This window comes from Cellulomonas sp. PhB150 (genome assembly GCF_003755175.1).
In the GTDB taxonomy this organism is placed as follows: Bacteria; Actinomycetota; Actinomycetes; order Actinomycetales; family Cellulomonadaceae; genus Cellulomonas.
Map to the genome: position 1 here is coordinate 83,608 of NZ_RKHX01000005.1, position 15,399 is coordinate 99,006.

15 protein-coding genes and 1 tRNA gene are annotated in these 15,399 nt (G+C 72.5%); 14 read left to right on the forward strand and 2 right to left on the reverse strand.

Translation table 11 applies throughout. The annotated features are described in order from the left end of the window. Positions 1–15 precede the first annotated feature (15 nt). The 13 genes from EDF34_RS15715 (at position 16) to EDF34_RS15775 (ending at position 12,690) form a co-directional block, all read left to right on the forward strand. On the forward strand, positions 16–546 hold the full coding sequence (locus EDF34_RS15715) for a hypothetical protein (protein ID WP_123372464.1): 531 nt from the start codon (positions 16–18) through the stop codon (positions 544–546). Beyond that, positions 543–1,151, forward strand: coding sequence for a MazG family protein (locus tag EDF34_RS15720; RefSeq protein ID WP_233575424.1), 609 nt, complete (start codon positions 543–545; stop codon positions 1,149–1,151). Before EDF34_RS15715 ends, EDF34_RS15720 begins: the two co-directional genes overlap by 4 nt. A gap of 297 nt (positions 1,152–1,448) precedes the next feature. Further along, positions 1,449–2,075, forward strand: coding sequence for an Ltp family lipoprotein (locus EDF34_RS15725; RefSeq protein WP_123372657.1), 627 nt, complete (start codon positions 1,449–1,451; stop codon positions 2,073–2,075). 139 nt (positions 2,076–2,214) lie between these two features. Next, positions 2,215–3,741: a Re/Si-specific NAD(P)(+) transhydrogenase subunit alpha gene (locus EDF34_RS15730; RefSeq protein ID WP_123372465.1), complete on the forward strand. Its 1,527-nt coding sequence runs from the start codon at positions 2,215–2,217 to the stop codon at positions 3,739–3,741. After that, complete coding sequence (pntB, locus tag EDF34_RS15735) at positions 3,741–5,126, forward strand: Re/Si-specific NAD(P)(+) transhydrogenase subunit beta (RefSeq protein ID WP_123372466.1); 1,386 nt, start codon at positions 3,741–3,743, stop codon at positions 5,124–5,126. Before EDF34_RS15730 ends, pntB begins: the two co-directional genes overlap by 1 nt. Positions 5,127–5,218: 92 nt before the next feature. Next, complete coding sequence (eno, locus tag EDF34_RS15740) at positions 5,219–6,499, forward strand: phosphopyruvate hydratase (protein WP_123372467.1); 1,281 nt, start codon at positions 5,219–5,221, stop codon at positions 6,497–6,499. A 419-nt stretch (positions 6,500–6,918) separates the two neighbouring features. Continuing rightward, positions 6,919–7,416 carry a septum formation initiator family protein gene (locus EDF34_RS15745; protein WP_123372468.1) on the forward strand — a complete coding sequence of 166 codons (498 nt, stop codon included), beginning with the start codon at positions 6,919–6,921 and terminating at the stop codon, positions 7,414–7,416. Positions 7,417–7,474: 58 nt separating this feature from the next. Beyond that, positions 7,475–7,987: a DUF501 domain-containing protein gene (locus tag EDF34_RS15750; RefSeq protein WP_123372469.1), complete on the forward strand. Its 513-nt coding sequence runs from the start codon at positions 7,475–7,477 to the stop codon at positions 7,985–7,987. A gap of 192 nt (positions 7,988–8,179) precedes the next feature. Beyond that, positions 8,180–9,133, forward strand: a complete 954-nt coding sequence (locus tag EDF34_RS15755; protein ID WP_123372470.1) for a Ppx/GppA phosphatase family protein — start codon at positions 8,180–8,182, stop codon at positions 9,131–9,133. 303 nt (positions 9,134–9,436) lie between these two features. Further along, positions 9,437–9,766, forward strand: coding sequence for a PadR family transcriptional regulator (locus EDF34_RS15760; RefSeq protein WP_118766376.1), 330 nt, complete (start codon positions 9,437–9,439; stop codon positions 9,764–9,766). After that, complete coding sequence (locus EDF34_RS15765; RefSeq protein WP_123372471.1) at positions 9,763–10,893, forward strand: hypothetical protein; 1,131 nt, start codon at positions 9,763–9,765, stop codon at positions 10,891–10,893. The genes EDF34_RS15760 and EDF34_RS15765 overlap by 4 nt, the downstream gene beginning before the upstream one ends. A gap of 160 nt (positions 10,894–11,053) precedes the next feature. Continuing rightward, positions 11,054–12,532: an NAD(P)/FAD-dependent oxidoreductase gene (locus tag EDF34_RS15770; protein ID WP_123372472.1), complete on the forward strand. Its 1,479-nt coding sequence runs from the start codon at positions 11,054–11,056 to the stop codon at positions 12,530–12,532. Between the two features lie 84 nt (positions 12,533–12,616). After that, positions 12,617–12,690 (forward strand) — tRNA-Leu (locus EDF34_RS15775). Positions 12,691–12,796: 106 nt separating this feature from the next. Here EDF34_RS15775 and EDF34_RS15780 read toward each other — a convergent pair. Further along, positions 12,797–13,654, reverse strand: coding sequence for a siderophore-interacting protein (locus tag EDF34_RS15780; protein ID WP_123372473.1), 858 nt, complete (start codon positions 13,652–13,654; stop codon positions 12,797–12,799). 14 nt (positions 13,655–13,668) lie between these two features. After that, on the reverse strand, positions 13,669–14,112 hold the full coding sequence (locus tag EDF34_RS15785) for a MarR family winged helix-turn-helix transcriptional regulator (protein WP_123372474.1): 444 nt from the start codon (positions 14,110–14,112) through the stop codon (positions 13,669–13,671). 50 nt (positions 14,113–14,162) lie between these two features. Here EDF34_RS15785 and EDF34_RS15790 point away from each other — a divergent pair, with 50 nt between their 5' ends. After that, complete coding sequence (locus EDF34_RS15790; RefSeq protein WP_123372475.1) at positions 14,163–15,395, forward strand: MFS transporter; 1,233 nt, start codon at positions 14,163–14,165, stop codon at positions 15,393–15,395. Positions 15,396–15,399 lie beyond the last annotated feature (4 nt).

Genomic DNA, 15,399 nt, shown 5'->3' on the forward strand with positions numbered 1-15,399 from the left:
CGGGAGGTCTCCACGGTGGCACGGCTGACGAAGGCACGACGGATCGGTGCACTGCTCCTTGCCCTGGGCGCGGGCGCGACGCTCGCGGGATGCGCCGGGCAGCCGGGGGCCGCAGCGGTCGTCGACGGCGACGCGATCCCGGCGTCCGACGTCCGTGAGGTGATGACCGAGCTCGGCGCCTACTTCCAGGGCGCGACGGTGCCCAACGTCATCACCGTCCTCGCGCAGGAGCCGACGGTCGTCGACGTCGCCGCGGAGCACGGCGTGGGGGTGTCCGACGAGGACGCCGCCAAGCTGCTGGACCAGGCCGTCACCGCCTCCGGCACCAAGGACGTCCCGACCTTCTCCGACGCCTCGATGGCGATCGCCCGCTACTCGGTCGCCCTGACGAACATCCAGGGCCTGGCCGACGACGCCGTGACGAGCGAGCTGTCGGACCGGCTGGCGAACCTGCACGTCGAGGTCAACCCGCGGTACGGCTCGAACGGCGAGGGCTCCAACGTCGCCGCTCCCGAGCCGTTCCCCTGGATCGTCGCCTCGAAGTGAGCGACGCCTTCGGCGAGCTCGTCGCGGTCATGGACCGCCTGCGCTCGCCCGGCGGGTGCCCGTGGGACGCCGAGCAGACCCACCTCACGCTCGCGCCCTACGCGATCGAGGAGGCCTACGAGCTGGCGGAGGCCGTCGAGGCCGGCGACCGCGCCGGCCTGCGCGAGGAGCTCGGGGACCTGCTGCTGCAGGTCGTCTTCCACGCGCGGCTCGCGCAGGAGGACACCGACGAGCCCTTCGACGTCGACGACGTCGCGACCGACCTGACCGCCAAGCTGGTCCGCCGGCACCCGCACGTGTTCGCCGACGCCGACGCCGCGGACCTGCACGTGCAGTGGGACCGGATCAAGAAGGACGAGAAGCAGCGCGAGTCCGTCTTCGACGGCATCCCGGTCGCGCTCGGCGCGCTCGCACGGGCCCAGAAGGTCGCGGGCCGCGCGCAGCGTTCCGGCCTCGAGGTCGCGGCGCCAGACGAGGGCCTCGGCGCGCGGCTGCTGGCCCTGGTGCTCGAGGCGCGGGACGCCGGGCTCGACGCGGAGGGCGAGCTGCGCCGCACCGCGACCGCGTGGGAGCGAGCGCTCCGCGCGTCCGAGGGCGGAGCCTGACCGGCGCTCAGCCGAGGTTGGTCCCGTCCGGCGCACTCCCCTCACACCCGAGACCGTTGTCTCGCTTCACGCGGGCGCGCAGCGTGCCGACGATTCTCCGCGGCGTGCCGCAGGTAGCGGGTGATCTTGGGCGCGCCTGTGCGAGAAGTGCCAGTTCCCGTAGTTTGTCGCGTATTTCGCGAGCGCAACGGGGACCTCGACGGGCGTGCGAATAGGTAGGTTGGACCTCTCTGGTCCGGAGTGATTGTCACCGATTGGCGCTCACGGGGGTTCGACCAGTTTGACCTAGGGGTAGAAATGACCGGAAATCGCCGAATTACCATCGTTGCTGCAGCGCTCCTCGCGATTGGCGGCATGGCGGCGTGCAGTGCGCCCGCCGATGCCGAGGCGCCGGCTTCCGCGGCGAAGGAGTCGCCCACGGTCGAGCCCACCTTGACCGCTGCCGAGGTCGCCGAGCAGGCCGAGGCCGATGCGGCCGCGGCCGAGAAGGCCGAAGCCGACCAGGTCGCTGCGGATGAGGCCGCAGCCGAGCAGGCCGCAGCCGATAAGGCCGCCGAAAAGGCAGCCGCAAAGAAGAAGGCTGCCGCGAAGAAGGCCGCAGCGAAGAAGGCCGCGGCCGAGAAGGCCGCACGCGGAACCGTCTCCCAGCAGAACGCCACGGAGAAGGCCGGTGACTACCTCGACTATTCCGCGTTCTCGCGCTCGGGCCTGATCGACCAGCTCAAGTTCGAAGGGTTTTCCACGAAGGACGCGACCTGGGGCGTTGACCACTTGAAGGCCGACTGGAACGAGCAGGCGGCGGAGAAGGCCGAGGACTACCTCTCGTACTCCGCATTCTCGCGCTCGGGCCTGATCGATCAGCTGGTCTTCGAGGGATTCACCGCAAAGCAGGCGGCTTACGGGGCCAAGAAGGCTGGCCTGTAGGTCGCAGCGCTCGGGACGGCACAGCAATACCGACGTCATTGCTGCACCGGCGATGCGTCCTCCTGGTGAGCCGATGGTCCTGGTCCGTGTCGGGGTAGGTCGATAACCTCGGCGCACCAGCGGCCACCAGGAGGAACGCGTGACCACGATCGGCATCCCCCGCGAGACCCGACCCGGTGAGCGACTGGTGGCGGCGAGCCCGACGAGCGTCGGACGCCTCGTCGGGCTCGGGTACGACGTCGTCGTCGAGGCGGGGGCCGGCACGGCCGCGACCTACGCCGACGAGGCCTACGCGGAGGCTGGCGCGACGATCGTCGAGAACGCGTGGGGCGCCGACGTGGTGACGGCGGTCAACGCCCCGTCCGACGAGCAGGTCGCGGCGCTGCGAGCCGGCGCGGTGCTCGTCGCGATGCTCGCGCCCGCCGCGCACCCCGAGCTCGCGGAGCGGCTGCGCGCGCAGGGGGTCACCGCCCTCGCGCTCGACGCCGTGCCGCGCATCTCCCGGGCGCAGAGCCTCGACGTGCTCAGCACGCTGTCCAACGTCGCCGGCTACCGCGCCGTGATCGAGGCCGCGGAGCAGTACGGCGGGATGTTCGGCGGGCAGGTCACCGCGGCGGGCAAGACCGCTCCGGCGCGGGTGTTCGTCATCGGTGCGGGCGTGGCCGGGCTCGCGGCCATCGGCGCGGCCGACTCGCTCGGCGCGCAGGTGCGGGCGTTCGACGTGCGGCCCGAGGTCGCCGAGCAGATCGAGTCGATGGGCGCGGCCTTCGTCCGCGCGCAGTCCGCGCAGCAGCAGGTCAGCACGGACGGGTACGCGAGCGCCCTGACCGACGAGCAGGAGGCCGCGACCGCTGCCGTGTACGCGCACGAGTCCGCCGAGGCGGACGTGGTCATCACGACCGCGCTCGTGCGCGGGACAGCGCCGACGACGATCACGGCGGACATGGTCGCGGCGATGCGGCCGGGCTCGGTCATCGTCGACCTGGCAGCGTCCGGTGGCGGCAACTGCGAGCTCACCGTGCCCGGCCAGCGTGTGGTCACGCCGAACGGCGTGACTATCGTCGGCTGGACCGACCTGGCCGGCCGGCTGCCGCGGCACACGTCGCAGCTGTTCGGCACCAACGTCGTCCACCTGCTGCAGCTGCTCACGCCCGGCAAGGACGGCGTCCTGGTGCTCGACCTCGAGGACCCGGTGCAGCGCGGGATGACCGTCGCGCACGGCGGGGACCTGCTGTGGCCGCCGCCCCCCGTGGCGGTGTCGGCGGCGCCGGCGCCCGTCCCGCCCCCCGAACCGCCGGCGCCAGCCGACCCACGCCCGGCCGCGCGCCGCCGCCTGGTCGGGTTCGCGCTCGCGGCCGTGCTGGTCACGCTGGCGATCTCCTTCGCGCCGCCGGTGTTCCTCAGCCACGCGACCGTGTTCGTCCTCGCGGTGTTCGTCGGCTACTACGTGATCTCCAACGTGAGCCACGCGCTGCACACCCCGCTGATGGCCCAGACGAACGCCATCTCCGGGATCATCCTGGTCGGCGCCCTGCTGCAGATCGGCTCCGACGACTGGCTCGTCACCACCCTCGCGTGCGTCGCCGCCGCCCTGGCCAGCATCAACGTGTTCGGCGGGTTCCTCGTCGCCAACCGGATGATCCGCATGTTCCGGAGGGACGCCTGATGACCCTGCTCGGCCTCGTCCAGGCGGTGTACATCCTCGCCGCCGTGCTGTTCGTCCTGTCCCTCGCGGGCCTCTCGCGCCAGGAGACCGCCCGCCGCGGCAACGCGCTCGGGATGGTCGGCATGGCGCTCGCGCTCGCGGCGACCATCGTCCTCGCGCTCGACCGCTCGGAGCGGTCCGCGGTCGTCACCGCGATCCTCATCGCGCTCGTGCTGCTCGTCGGCGCCGCCGTCGGCACCCGGCGCGCCCGCAGCGTCGAGATGACGCAGATGCCCGAGCTCATCGCGATGCTGCACTCGTTCGTCGGTGCGGCCGCAGTGCTCGTCGGCTACAACTCCTTCCGCACCGAGCCGGCCGACACGGTGCACCTGGTCGAGGTGTTCCTCGGCGTGCTGATCGGCGCTGTGACGTTCACCGGCTCGGTCGTCGCCTACCTCAAGCTCTCCGGGCGGATCTCGTCGGCCCCGCTGTCCCTGCCCGGCCGCAACGCGCTCAACCTGGGTGCACTGCTGGCGAGCGCCGCGCTGCTGGCCTGGTTCCTGGCCGGCCACTCGATCGTCCCGCTCCTGCTCATGACGGCCGTCGCGCTCGCGCTCGGCTGGCACCTGGTGGCCTCCATCGGCGGCGGCGACATGCCGGTCGTCGTCTCGATGCTCAACTCGTACTCCGGGTGGGCCGCGGCCGCCGCGGGCTTCATGCTCGGCAACGACCTGCTCATCGTGACCGGCGCGCTCGTCGGCGCCTCGGGCGCGATCCTGTCCTACCTCATGTGCCGCGCGATGAACCGCTCGTTCATCAGCGTGATCCTCGGCGGGTTCGGCACGGCCGAGGGCTTGGTCGTGGCGCGGGCCGACGAGGACGGGGAGCACCGCGAGCTCGACGCGGCCGCCGTCGCCGCGCTGCTGCGCGACGCGCGGTCGGTGGTCATCACGCCCGGCTACGGGATGGCGGTCGCGAAGGCCCAGTACCCCGTCGCGCAGCTCGTGACGCGGCTGCGGGCCCTCGGGGTCGACGTGCGGTTCGGCGTGCACCCCGTGGCCGGCCGGCTGCCCGGGCACATGAACGTGCTGCTCGCCGAGGCCAAGGTGCCGTACGACATCGTGCTCGAGATGGACGAGATCAACGGAGACCTCGCGGACACCGACGTGGTCCTCGTGATCGGCGCCAACGACACGGTCAACCCGGCGGCGCTCGACGACCCGTCCTCGCCCATCGCGGGGATGCCGGTGCTCGAGGTGTGGAAGGCGCGGCAGGTCGTCGTGTTCAAGCGATCGATGGCCACGGGGTACGCCGGCGTGCAGAACCCGCTGTTCTTCCGGGACAACACGGCGATGCTGTTCGGGGACGCGCGCGAGCAGACGGAGAACATCGTGGCAGCCCTCTGAGCGCTGTCCACCGGACGGAGGTCCCTGCCCGCCGCTCGGCGGACGGCACTAGGGTGAGGTCGTAAACCCACCCGCTCGTCGAAGGAGCACCCATGGCCAGCATCGAGGCCGTCGGCGCCCGCGAGATTCTTGACTCGCGCGGCAACCCCACTGTCGAGGTCGAGGTCGCCCTCGACGACGGCACCATCGCCCGGGCCGGTGTGCCCTCGGGCGCCTCGACCGGCGCATTCGAGGCCGTCGAGCGCCGTGACGGCGACAAGGCCCGTTACCTCGGCAAGGGCGTCCAGGACGCCGTCACCGCCGTGATCGACGAGATCGCCCCCGAGCTCATCGGCTTCGAGGCCACGGAGCAGCGTCTCGTCGACGCCGCGCTCATCGACCTCGACGGCACGCCCAACAAGGGCAAGCTCGGCGCGAACGCCATCCTCGGTGTCTCGCTCGCCGTGGCCAAGGCCGCCGCCGACTCGTCGGACCTGCCGCTGTTCCGCTACATCGGTGGCCCGAACGCGCATGTCCTGCCCGTCCCGATGATGAACATCCTCAACGGTGGGTCGCACGCCGACTCCAACGTCGACATCCAGGAGTTCATGGTCGCGCCCATCGGCGCCACGACGTTCCGTGAGGCCCTGCGCACCGGCGCCGAGGTCTACCACTCCCTGAAGGCCGTGCTGAAGTCGCGCGGCCTGTCGACCGGCCTGGGCGACGAGGGCGGCTTCGCGCCGAACCTCGAGAGCAACCGCGCCGCGCTCGACCTGATCCTCGTCGCGATCGAGCAGGCCGGCTTCAAGCCCGGCGTCGACGTGGGCCTCGCGCTCGACGTCGCCTCGACCGAGTTCTTCAAGGACGGCGCCTACCAGTTCGAGGGCAAGGCTCAGACGCCCGAGTTCATGGTCGCCTACTACGAGCAGCTCGTGCGCGACTACCCGCTGGTCTCCATCGAGGACCCGCTGTCCGAGGACGAGTGGGCCTCCTGGTCGCACCTGGTCTCCGAGGTCGGCGACCGCGTGCAGATCGTCGGCGACGACCTGTTCGTCACCAACCCGGAGCGCCTGGCCAAGGGCATCCAGACGAAGGCTGCCAACTCGCTGCTGGTCAAGCTCAACCAGATCGGCACGCTCACCGAGACGCTCGACGCGGTCGAGCTCGCGCAGCGCAACGGCTTCACGACGATGACCTCGCACCGCTCCGGCGAGACCGAGGACACCACCATCGCTGACCTGTCCGTCGCGACCAACGCCGGCCAGATCAAGACCGGTGCGCCCGCCCGTGGCGAGCGCATCAACAAGTACAACCAGCTGCTCCGCATCGAGGAGGAGCTGGACGACGCAGGCCGCTACGCCGGTCGTTCGGCGTTCCCGCGCTTCCAGGGCTGACGCTCTCGTCCGAAGGCCGGTCACCCGCGGGTGGCCGGCCTTCGGCGTGCCCGGGGCCAGACACCCCGAGGTTCGCGGGGGTGCGGGGATGGCGGTCCGCGCCGGGGCACAATCGACCCATGCCCTCCCCGCGCCGCCCCGCCGACCCGCGCGCCGCGGGTCCTGCGGCGACGCGGCCGACGCAGCCGACGCAGCCGACGCGGCCGACTCCCGGGAAGGGCCAGCCGACGAGCTCGTCGGGGGCCACCCCGCGCTCCGGCGCTCAGCCCCGTGTCGGACCGCCGCCAGCGGCATCCTCGCGCCCGGCCGCGGGCCGCCCGGCATCGTCGCGCCCGTCCGCCGGTCCCGCGCGGAGCGCGCCGGCCACACCCGGTCGCGGCGCGCCCCGCGTGGAGCGCGTCCGACCCGGCGTGCCGCGGATGTTCTCCGTCCGCGCCCTCGTGTTCGCGCTGGTCCTCGTCATGGCGTTCGTGCTCGTCTACCCGACGCTCAACTCCTACATCCGCCAGCAGGCCCAGCTGGCCGACCTCAACGCGCAGGTCGAGGCCGCCAAGACGCGCAACGACGACCTGCAGGCGGACGTCGACCGATGGGCCGACCCTGCCTACGTCGTCGCGCAGGCCCGTGAGCGGCTCTCGTTCGTGCTGCCGGGGGAGACGCCGTACCGGGTCGTGGACCCCGAGACGGTGCCCGACGCCCCCGTCGCGGCCGACGGGCCGTCGTCCGTGATCGACTCCACGTCCACCAAGCCCTGGTACACGTCCGTGTGGGAGTCGGTGGCCGTGGCCGGAAAGCTGCCGGTGGACGCGACGACGACGGTGCCGACGACCGATCCGTCGTCTGATCCGGCGTCTGATCCGGCGAAGAAGCCCGCCGCGGGGACGACGAAGGACGCCACGCCACCCGCCGGCGGCTGACGCCGGCCCGGAGGGGCGGGTCGGCAGGAGTTGGGGTGGTGACGGTCGGCGGGCGAGAATGGGGATCGTGACCCCCACGCCGCTGACCACCGTGACGGACCGCGACCTCGAGGTGCTCGCCGAGCAGCTGGGCCGGGTGCCGCGCGGCGTCGTCGGGATCGCCGCGCGCTGCGTGTGCGGCCGGCCGCTCGTCGTGCGCACCGCACCGCGCCTGGACGACGGCACGCCGTTCCCCACCACCTACTACCTCACGTGCCCGCCGGCGGTCGCCGCGGTGAGCACGCTCGAGGCGTCGGGCCTGATGAATGACCTCACCGCGCGCCTGGCCGACGAGCCCGACCTGGCCGACGCCTACCAGCGCGCGCACGAGGCGTACCTCGCCGACCGCGAGGAGCTGGGCCACGTCGAGGAGATCGCCGGCATCTCCGCGGGCGGCATGCCGACGCGCGTGAAGTGCCTCCACGTCCTGTCCGGCCACGCGCTGGCGGCCGGCCCGGGCGTCAACCCGATCGGCGACGAGGTCCTGACCCTCATCGCCGACACCTGGCGCCAGGACCGCTGCACCTGCTGACCCTCGCCCGACCCGCCGAGCTCCGCCGGCGCCCGCCGCGCCCCCAGCCCGCCGAGACCGACCCTCCGGCTCGAGAGCGACCTTCCCGCGCGGTCGTTCTCGAGCCGGAGGGTCGTTCTCGATCAGGGGACCTGGCCGCCGGGCGGGGGGAGTGCGGCCGCGGGTGTGGGTCGGCGGTGCGAGGATGTGCGCGTGACGCGTGTGGCTGCCATCGACTGCGGGACCAACTCCATCCGACTGCTCGTCGCGGACGTGGACCAGGAGGCGGGGACCCTCGTCGACCTGGACCGGCGCATGGAGGTCGTCCGGCTCGGCCAGGGGGTGGACCGCACCGGGCGGCTGGCACCCGAGGCCCTCGCGCGCACCCTCGACGCGGCGATGCGCTACGCCTCGGTGTGCGACGGCTTCGGCGTCGAGGCCATCCGGTTCGTCGCGACGTCGGCCACGCGTGACGCCGAGAACCGGCAGGAGTTCGTCGACGGCGTGCGCGCCGCGCTGGGGGTCGAGCCCGAGGTCGTCGTCGGGACCGAGGAGGCCGAGCTGTCCTTCCGCGGCGCCACCGGCGTGCTCGCGGGCTCGCACCCGGGCCCGTTCCTCGTGGTCGACCTGGGCGGGGGCTCGACCGAGGTCGTGCTCGGCACGGATGTGCCGACCGCGGCCTTCTCGATGGACGTCGGCTGCGTCCGGCTGACCGAGCGCCACCTGCGCAGCGACCCGCCGTCGGCCGACGAGGTCGCCGCGTCGGTCGCCGACGTGCGCGCGGCCCTCGACGAGGCGGCGGCCGTCGTCCCGTTCGGCCAGGCCGTGACCCTCGTCGGGCTCGCCGGATCGGTGACCACGGTGACCGCGCACGCCCTGGGACTGCCCGCGTACGACCCGAAGGCGATCGACGGCGCGGTCCTGAGCGTCGAGGGGACCCTCGCCGCATGCGACGACCTGCTGGCGCGCACCCGTGAGGAGCGCGCGTCGCTCGGCTTCATGCACCCGGGGCGCGTCGACGTGATCGGCGCCGGCGCGCTCGTCTGGCGCGAGGTGGTCACCCGCGTGCGCGACGAGGTCGCCGCAGCCGGCGGGCGGCTGGAGAACGTCGTCACCTCCGAGCACGACATCCTCGACGGCATCGCCTGGAGCGCCGCCACCCGCTGACCTGCCGCTCGCGCCCCCGGGACCCTCGCGTCGTCAGCCCGGTGAGCTCCGGTGCCGCGTCGCCGTAGCCCTGCGGGCATCGCCGAGGCCGTCACTGCGAGGCGAGACCGTCACCTGCAGGTCACGGTCTCGCCTCGGAGTGACGGTCTCGCGTCCGCTGACGTGCGCTGGCGTCCGCTCGAGAACGTTGGTGTCCGCGGCGCCTCGCCGGTGTGTCGCGGTGGACGGTAGTGCGGGATGCGCAGTAGTGTGCGGATCGCGGGAGTCGGAGGGGCGCCCGCACCACACGTGAAGGAGGGCGGCATGGACACCACGCAGCTGCTCAAGGGCGTGCTCGACGTGGCGGTCCTCGCCGTCGTCGCGCACGAGGACGGGTACGGGTACGACGTGGTCCGACGACTGCGCGCGGCCGGCCTCGAGGAGGTCGGCGACGCGTCGGTGTACGGCACGCTGCGGCGGCTGTACTCGTCGGGCGCGCTGACCTCCTACGTCGTGCCGAGCGACGAGGGCCCGCACCGCAAGTACTACGGGATCAACGCGCAGGGCCGTTCGATGCTCGACGCGCAGCGCAAGGACTGGCAGGGCTTCGCGGGCACGATGTCGGGCCTGCTCGAGACGGAGGTTGTCCGATGAGCGTGCTCGACGCACCCACCGCCGACGTCGCCGCCTACGCGGCCGACGTCCGCCGGGCCCTGACCGGCCTGACGCCCGAGCAGGTCGACGACCTGACCGACGACCTCGAGCAGGCGCTGGCCGACGCGCTCGCCGACGACCACCGTTCGGGCGCCGGCGTCGGGCTCGTCGGGCTGTTCGGCACGCCCCAGCAGTACGCCGACGACCTGCGGGCCGCCGCCGGGCTGGACGCGGCCGAGCCCGGCACCACGACGCGCTCGTTCGCACGTGCTGCGACCCAGGCGCGGGCGGACCTGCTCGCCGGGCTGGCGCCGCTCTTCGCCCAGCCGTGGTGGCCCGGGTTCGCGGCCTTCGCGCGGACGCTGGAGCCGCTGTGGTGGGTGCTGCGGGGGTGGGTCATGTACGTGATCCCGGCAGCGGTCTTCGGGCTCGGCGTCGTCCCGCGCGGGTTCGTCAGTTGGGTGCTGCTGCTCGCGCTCGTCGTGGTCAGCGTCCAGTGGGGCCGTGGGCTGTGGCGGGGCCACCGCGTCACGCGCTGGCTCTGGCGTGCCTCGAGCGTCCTGGCGCTGGTCCTGGCGCTCCCGCTGCTGGCCTCGGGCCTCGACTCCGGCTCCGCGGACTCGTCGGGCGGCTATGACAGCCCGCCGCAGCCGTCCGACGGCGTGTACGTCGGCGGTCGGCCCGTCTCGAACCTGTTCGTGTACGACGCCGACGGCAAGCAGGTGGCGGGAGCGCAGGTGTTCGACCAGGACGGGCGCCCCGTCACGACCACGACCGACGACACGGGCTACTGGTACGACGAGCTCGACGGGACGTCCATCCAGCTGGTCCCCGCGACGGCGGCCGACGGCGCGCAGCGCTGGAACGTCTACCCGATGCGCACCCAGGAGTGGAACGAGCTCGACCCCGAGGTCCTCGACCCGGCCGTCGACGCGCGCTGGCCGTTCGCGCAGGCCGGGGCCGTGCTGACGCCCGGGCTCGAGCCCACGGGTGACGCGGCGTCGAGCCCGGCCGCCGCGCCCCAGCCGAACGCGAGCGCGGCGCCCGACGCGAGCGCGACGCCGAACGCGAGCGCGACCCCGGACGCGAGCGCGACGCCCGAGCCGACGCCGAGCGCGACGGACTGACGAGCGTCCGAAGGACCCGCGGCGGGGGAGCCAGGGGGCCTCTCCCGCCGCCGTCGGCGGGCCCGGCGTAACGCGGCTCACAGCCCGGTTTCAGCCTTTGTGCGCAGTATCACCGTCTCACGGGGAGGTGCTCACCGGCCTCGAGGTCTACCGTGAAGGTATGCCAAAGACTGTCTCGACCCAGGTCGACGCCGCCTCGAACCCGACGGCCGTCAAGGCCAAGCCCCGCAAGGTTCCGCGCGTCGTGATCCTCGGCGGCGGGACGGTCGGGCTCTACACCGCTCGACGGCTGCGCAAGCGCCTCGGCAAGCGCGAGGCCGCGATCGTCGTCGTCGACCCCCGCCCGTACATGACGTACGCGCCCTTCCTGCCGGAGGCCGCCGCGGGCTCGATCGACCCGCGCAACGTCGTCGCCCCGCACCGTCGCGCGCTCAAGGGCGTCGACGTCCTGCAGGGCAAGGTCAGCGAGATCAACCACGCCGACCGCACGGTCCAGATCACGCCCGAGGAGGGCGACGCGTACTGGATCACCTACGACCACCTCGTCGTCGGCCTCGGTTCCGTGGCGCGCACGTTGCCCATCCCTGGCCTGGCCGAGGAGGCCATCGGCTTCAAGAACGTGGAGGAGGCCATCGCGGTCCGCAACCACGTGCTGAACCGGATCGACGTCGCGTCGTCCACCTGGGACCCGGAGCTGCGCAAGCGCATGCTCACGTTTGTCTTCGTCGGCGGCGGCTTCGCTGGCATCGAGGCGCTCGCCGAGGTCGAGGACATGGCCCGCGTCGCGGTCAAGTACTACAAGGCGATCGAGCAGGACGAGCTCCGGTTCGTGCTCGTCGAGGGCTCGCCGCGCATCCTGCCCGAGGTGAGCGAGGAGCTCGGCGGCTACACGCTCGAGCAGCTGCGCAAGCGGGACATCGAGATCCACCTCTCCACGTTCCTGTCGAGCTGCGTCGGCGGGCACGTCGTGCTCTCGAACAAGACCGAGTTCGACGCCGAGACGATCGTCTGGACCGCGGGCGTCAAGGCGAACCCGGTGCTGCAGAACTCCGACCTGCCGCTCGACCAGATGGGTCGCGTCACCTGCAACGCCTCGCTCCAGGTGGTCAACCCTGACGGTTCGGTCGTCGCCGACGCGTACGCCGCGGGCGACTGCGCCGCCGTGCCGGACCTCTACAACCCCGGCAAGTTCTGCCCGCCCAACGCCCAGCACGCGCTGCGCGAGGGCAACCACCTCGGCGACAACCTGGCCCGCGTGCTGCGCTCCGCCGAGGTCACCGAGTACAAGCACAAGAACATCGGTGCGGTCGCGTCGCTCGGCATGTACAAGGGCGTCGCGCAGATGTTCGGCAAGATCAAGGTCCGCGGCTTCCCGGCGTGGGTCCTGCACCGCACGTACCACGTGTTCGCCATGCCGACCGTGAACCGCAAGCTGCGCATCATGGCCGGCTGGACCGGCTCGGTGCTGCTGCGCCGCGAGGTCGTCGCCCTCGGCTCGCTGCACGACCCGCGCGCGGAGTTCCGCGCCGCGTCGATCGCCCCCAAGCCGCGCTCGGCCGCCGACCCGGGCCTGCCGCCGTCCATCCCGGCGATCAAGGCCGAGGAAGGCTCGCCGGCCGCCAAGGCCGACGCCAAGTAGCTGTCATCGATCGAAGCCCCCGCCCGGGATCCGGGCGGGGGCTTCGTCGCGTGCGGACGGGCGCGGCTGGCAGGATGCTGCCGGGCCCCCGTAGCCCAATCGGCAGAGGCGGTCGGCTTAAACCCGACTCAGTCCGGGTTCGAGTCCCGGCGGGGGCACGCTCCAGATCCCGTCATCACGCCGATCCCGCATCGATTCGTCGATCCGATCCGGCGAGACGATGCGGAGTCGGCGAATCGACGGAGTCGGGCGGCGGCGCGGCGGTCAGTCCAGGCCGGCGGCCTGCTCGGCGGACTCGATCGACTGGGTCCACTCGCGCTTGCTCTGCCGCCAGCCCTCGTCGTCCACGCCCAGGCGCCAGTAGCCCGAGATCGACATCAGCTCGCGCGGGACGGCACGCTCGACGCGCAGGTACTGCCGCAGCGCGCGGACCGAGCCCGCCTCGCCGTGCACGAACACCCCGACCGACCCGGCCGGCCACGGCCAGGCCAGCGCGGCGTCGACGAGGGCCGCACCCGGCTGGCCGTGGCGGGAGTGCACCCACTGCACGGTCACCCCGGCGGGCGCGTCGAGCGCCAGCTCGTCGGCGGCGGACTCGACCTCGATGATTGCGACCCCCCGCGCGTCGGGGGCCAGGCGCTCGAGGGCCACGGCGATCGCCGGCAGCGCGCTGGCGTCGCCGACGAGCAGGTGGTGGTCGACCTGGTCCGACGGCGACCACGCGCCACCGGGACCCTGGATCACGACCTCCTCACCGCCGGAGACGGCCGCGGCCCACGGACCGGCGAGGCCCGACTCCCCGTGCACGACCAGATCGAGCGTCAGCTCGAGGGCCTCGGGGTCGAAACCACGCACGGTGTAGGCGCGCAGCCGGGGCGCGACGCCCTCGGGCAGCGCGGCCCGGACGGCCTCGAGGTCCAGGCGGCCGTCGGCCTGCAGCGGCCGCTCGCCGGCGGGCAGGAACATGAGCTTGACGTAGGAGTCGGCGTGCGGCGAGGGCGTGATCACGGCCAGGCCGGGGCCTCCGACGACGATCCGCACGAGCCCGGGCGTGAGCCGCTCGGCGCGGACCACGTGGCCGAGGGCGGGCGCGGGGCGGGTGCGAGGCGTGGCGACGGTCATTAGGTGAGCCTAACTCAGCGTCGCGCGCGGCTGTCGAGCGCGTCGTTGAGACGCTCGAGCAGGGCCGCGAGCTGGCGCCGGTCGGCGGAGGGCCACTCGGCGAGCAGCTCGCCGTACACGGTCGCGCGTGCGGCGCGGGTCGCGGCGAGGGCGGTGTGGCCGTCGGGCGTCGCGGTGATGACGGCGCGGCGGCCGTCGTGCTCGTCGCGCTCGCGCGTCACCAGGCCGGCGGACTCCATCGCGAGGACCTGGCGGGTCACGGTCGAGGCGTCCAGGCGTAGGTGGTCGGCGATGTCGTTGATCCCCGAGGGCCCGTTCGCCGCCAGGTGCCGCAGGGCCAGGTAGGCGGACCGCTCCAGGGTCCCGTCCAGGGTCGGGTTGCTGCGCCGGTTGTGGTCGGCCAGGCGCAGCAGCAGGGCCACCTGGAGCTCGACATCGCGGGCGTCGTCGTCAGTCATGGGTGTAGCATACAGAGATAATACCTGCCCCATACAGATAAAGGATCCTCGTGGCAGCCCGGAACGAACCCAACAAGACCGCGATCTACGCGACGACGGTCACCGCCTTCTTCGCCATCGCGGGCATCGCGATCGTCGACCCGATCCTGCCCGCCATCGGCGCCGACCTCGGGGCGACCACCTGGCAGATCGAGCTGCTGTTCACCGCCTACATCGCGGTGATGGCGCTCGGGATGATCCCCGCCGTGATGCTGACGGGGAAGTTCGGCTACAAGAAGATCCTCGCCGTCGGGGTCAGCGTCGTGGCCGTGGCTGCCATCGCCGCGTCGTTCACGACGAGCATCGGCAGCCTTGCGGCGCTCCGCGGCCTGTGGGGCCTCGGCAACGCGATGTTCTTCGCCACCGCGATGGTGCTGCTCGTCTCGCTCGCCAACGACCGCGCCTGGGCCGTCGAGCTCTTCGAGACGTGCGTGGGCCTCGGCTTCGCGATCGGCCCGCTGATCGGCGGCCTGCTCGGCAAGATCAGCTGGCGCGTGCCGTTCCTGCTCTGCGGCCTGTTCATGATCGTCGCGCTGGCCCTGTCCGTGACGCGGCTCAAGGACCCCGACGTGATGCCCGCGCCGCTGCGCATCGGCAACATCTTCGCGACGTTCAAGAAGCCCGCGTTCGTGGCGCTGTGCGTCATCACGGGCACCTACAACTTCGTCTTCTTCATCGTGCTCGGCTTCACGCCCGTGTTCCTGGGCCTGGGCGTCGTGCAGCTGGGCCTGGTGTTCACCGGCTGGGGGATCGGGCTCGCGTTCGGCATCCTCGTCATCGGCCACCGGCTGGCCCACCGGTTCGGTGCGGTGCAGACCGTCGGGTTCGCGATCATCGTGCTCTTCGGTGCGCTGTTCGGCCTCGCGACCTCGCACAGCACGCTCCAGACGATCGTCTTCCTGGTCATTTCCGGCATCTGCATGGGTATCGCGAACGCCAACCTCACGGACCTGGCGCTGGCGACCGGCTCGCCCGACCGCCGCGTGACCACGGGCGCGTTCAACCTCATCCGCTGGGGCTTCGCCGCCCCCGCGCCGGTCGTCGCCGGCCTGCTCGCCGAGAACGTGAGCCTCGCCTCGCCCTTCTGGGTCGCCATCGGCGTGCTCGCCGTGGGCGTCCTGACGTTCTTCGCGTTCGGCCACATGATGGCCCGCAACGTGGGGGAGAAGGTCCTGTGGTCGCGGTGGAACAAGGGCGCCGAGGCCGCCGAGGGCAGCGCCGAGGAGGCGCTCGAGCTGGTCTGACCGC

Bases quoted from the DNA above. Each gene is read 5' to 3' on its own strand.
- EDF34_RS15725 (WP_123372657.1), top strand. From the start codon at position 1,449: ATGACCGGAAATCGCCGAATTACCATCGTTGCTGCAGCGCTCCTCGCG.
- pntB (WP_123372466.1), top strand. From the start codon at position 3,741: ATGACCCTGCTCGGCCTCGTCCAGGCGGTGTACATCCTCGCCGCCGTG.
- eno (WP_123372467.1), top strand. From the start codon at position 5,219: ATGGCCAGCATCGAGGCCGTCGGCGCCCGCGAGATTCTTGACTCGCGC.
- EDF34_RS15745 (WP_123372468.1), top strand. From the start codon at position 6,919: ATGTTCTCCGTCCGCGCCCTCGTGTTCGCGCTGGTCCTCGTCATGGCG.
- EDF34_RS15750 (WP_123372469.1), top strand. From the start codon at position 7,475: ATGGGGATCGTGACCCCCACGCCGCTGACCACCGTGACGGACCGCGAC.
- EDF34_RS15760 (WP_118766376.1), top strand. From the start codon at position 9,437: ATGGACACCACGCAGCTGCTCAAGGGCGTGCTCGACGTGGCGGTCCTC.
- EDF34_RS15765 (WP_123372471.1), top strand. From the start codon at position 9,763: ATGAGCGTGCTCGACGCACCCACCGCCGACGTCGCCGCCTACGCGGCC.
- EDF34_RS15770 (WP_123372472.1), top strand. From the start codon at position 11,054: ATGCCAAAGACTGTCTCGACCCAGGTCGACGCCGCCTCGAACCCGACG.
- EDF34_RS15780 (WP_123372473.1), bottom strand. From the start codon at position 13,654: ATGACCGTCGCCACGCCTCGCACCCGCCCCGCGCCCGCCCTCGGCCAC.
- EDF34_RS15785 (WP_123372474.1), bottom strand. From the start codon at position 14,112: ATGACTGACGACGACGCCCGCGATGTCGAGCTCCAGGTGGCCCTGCTG.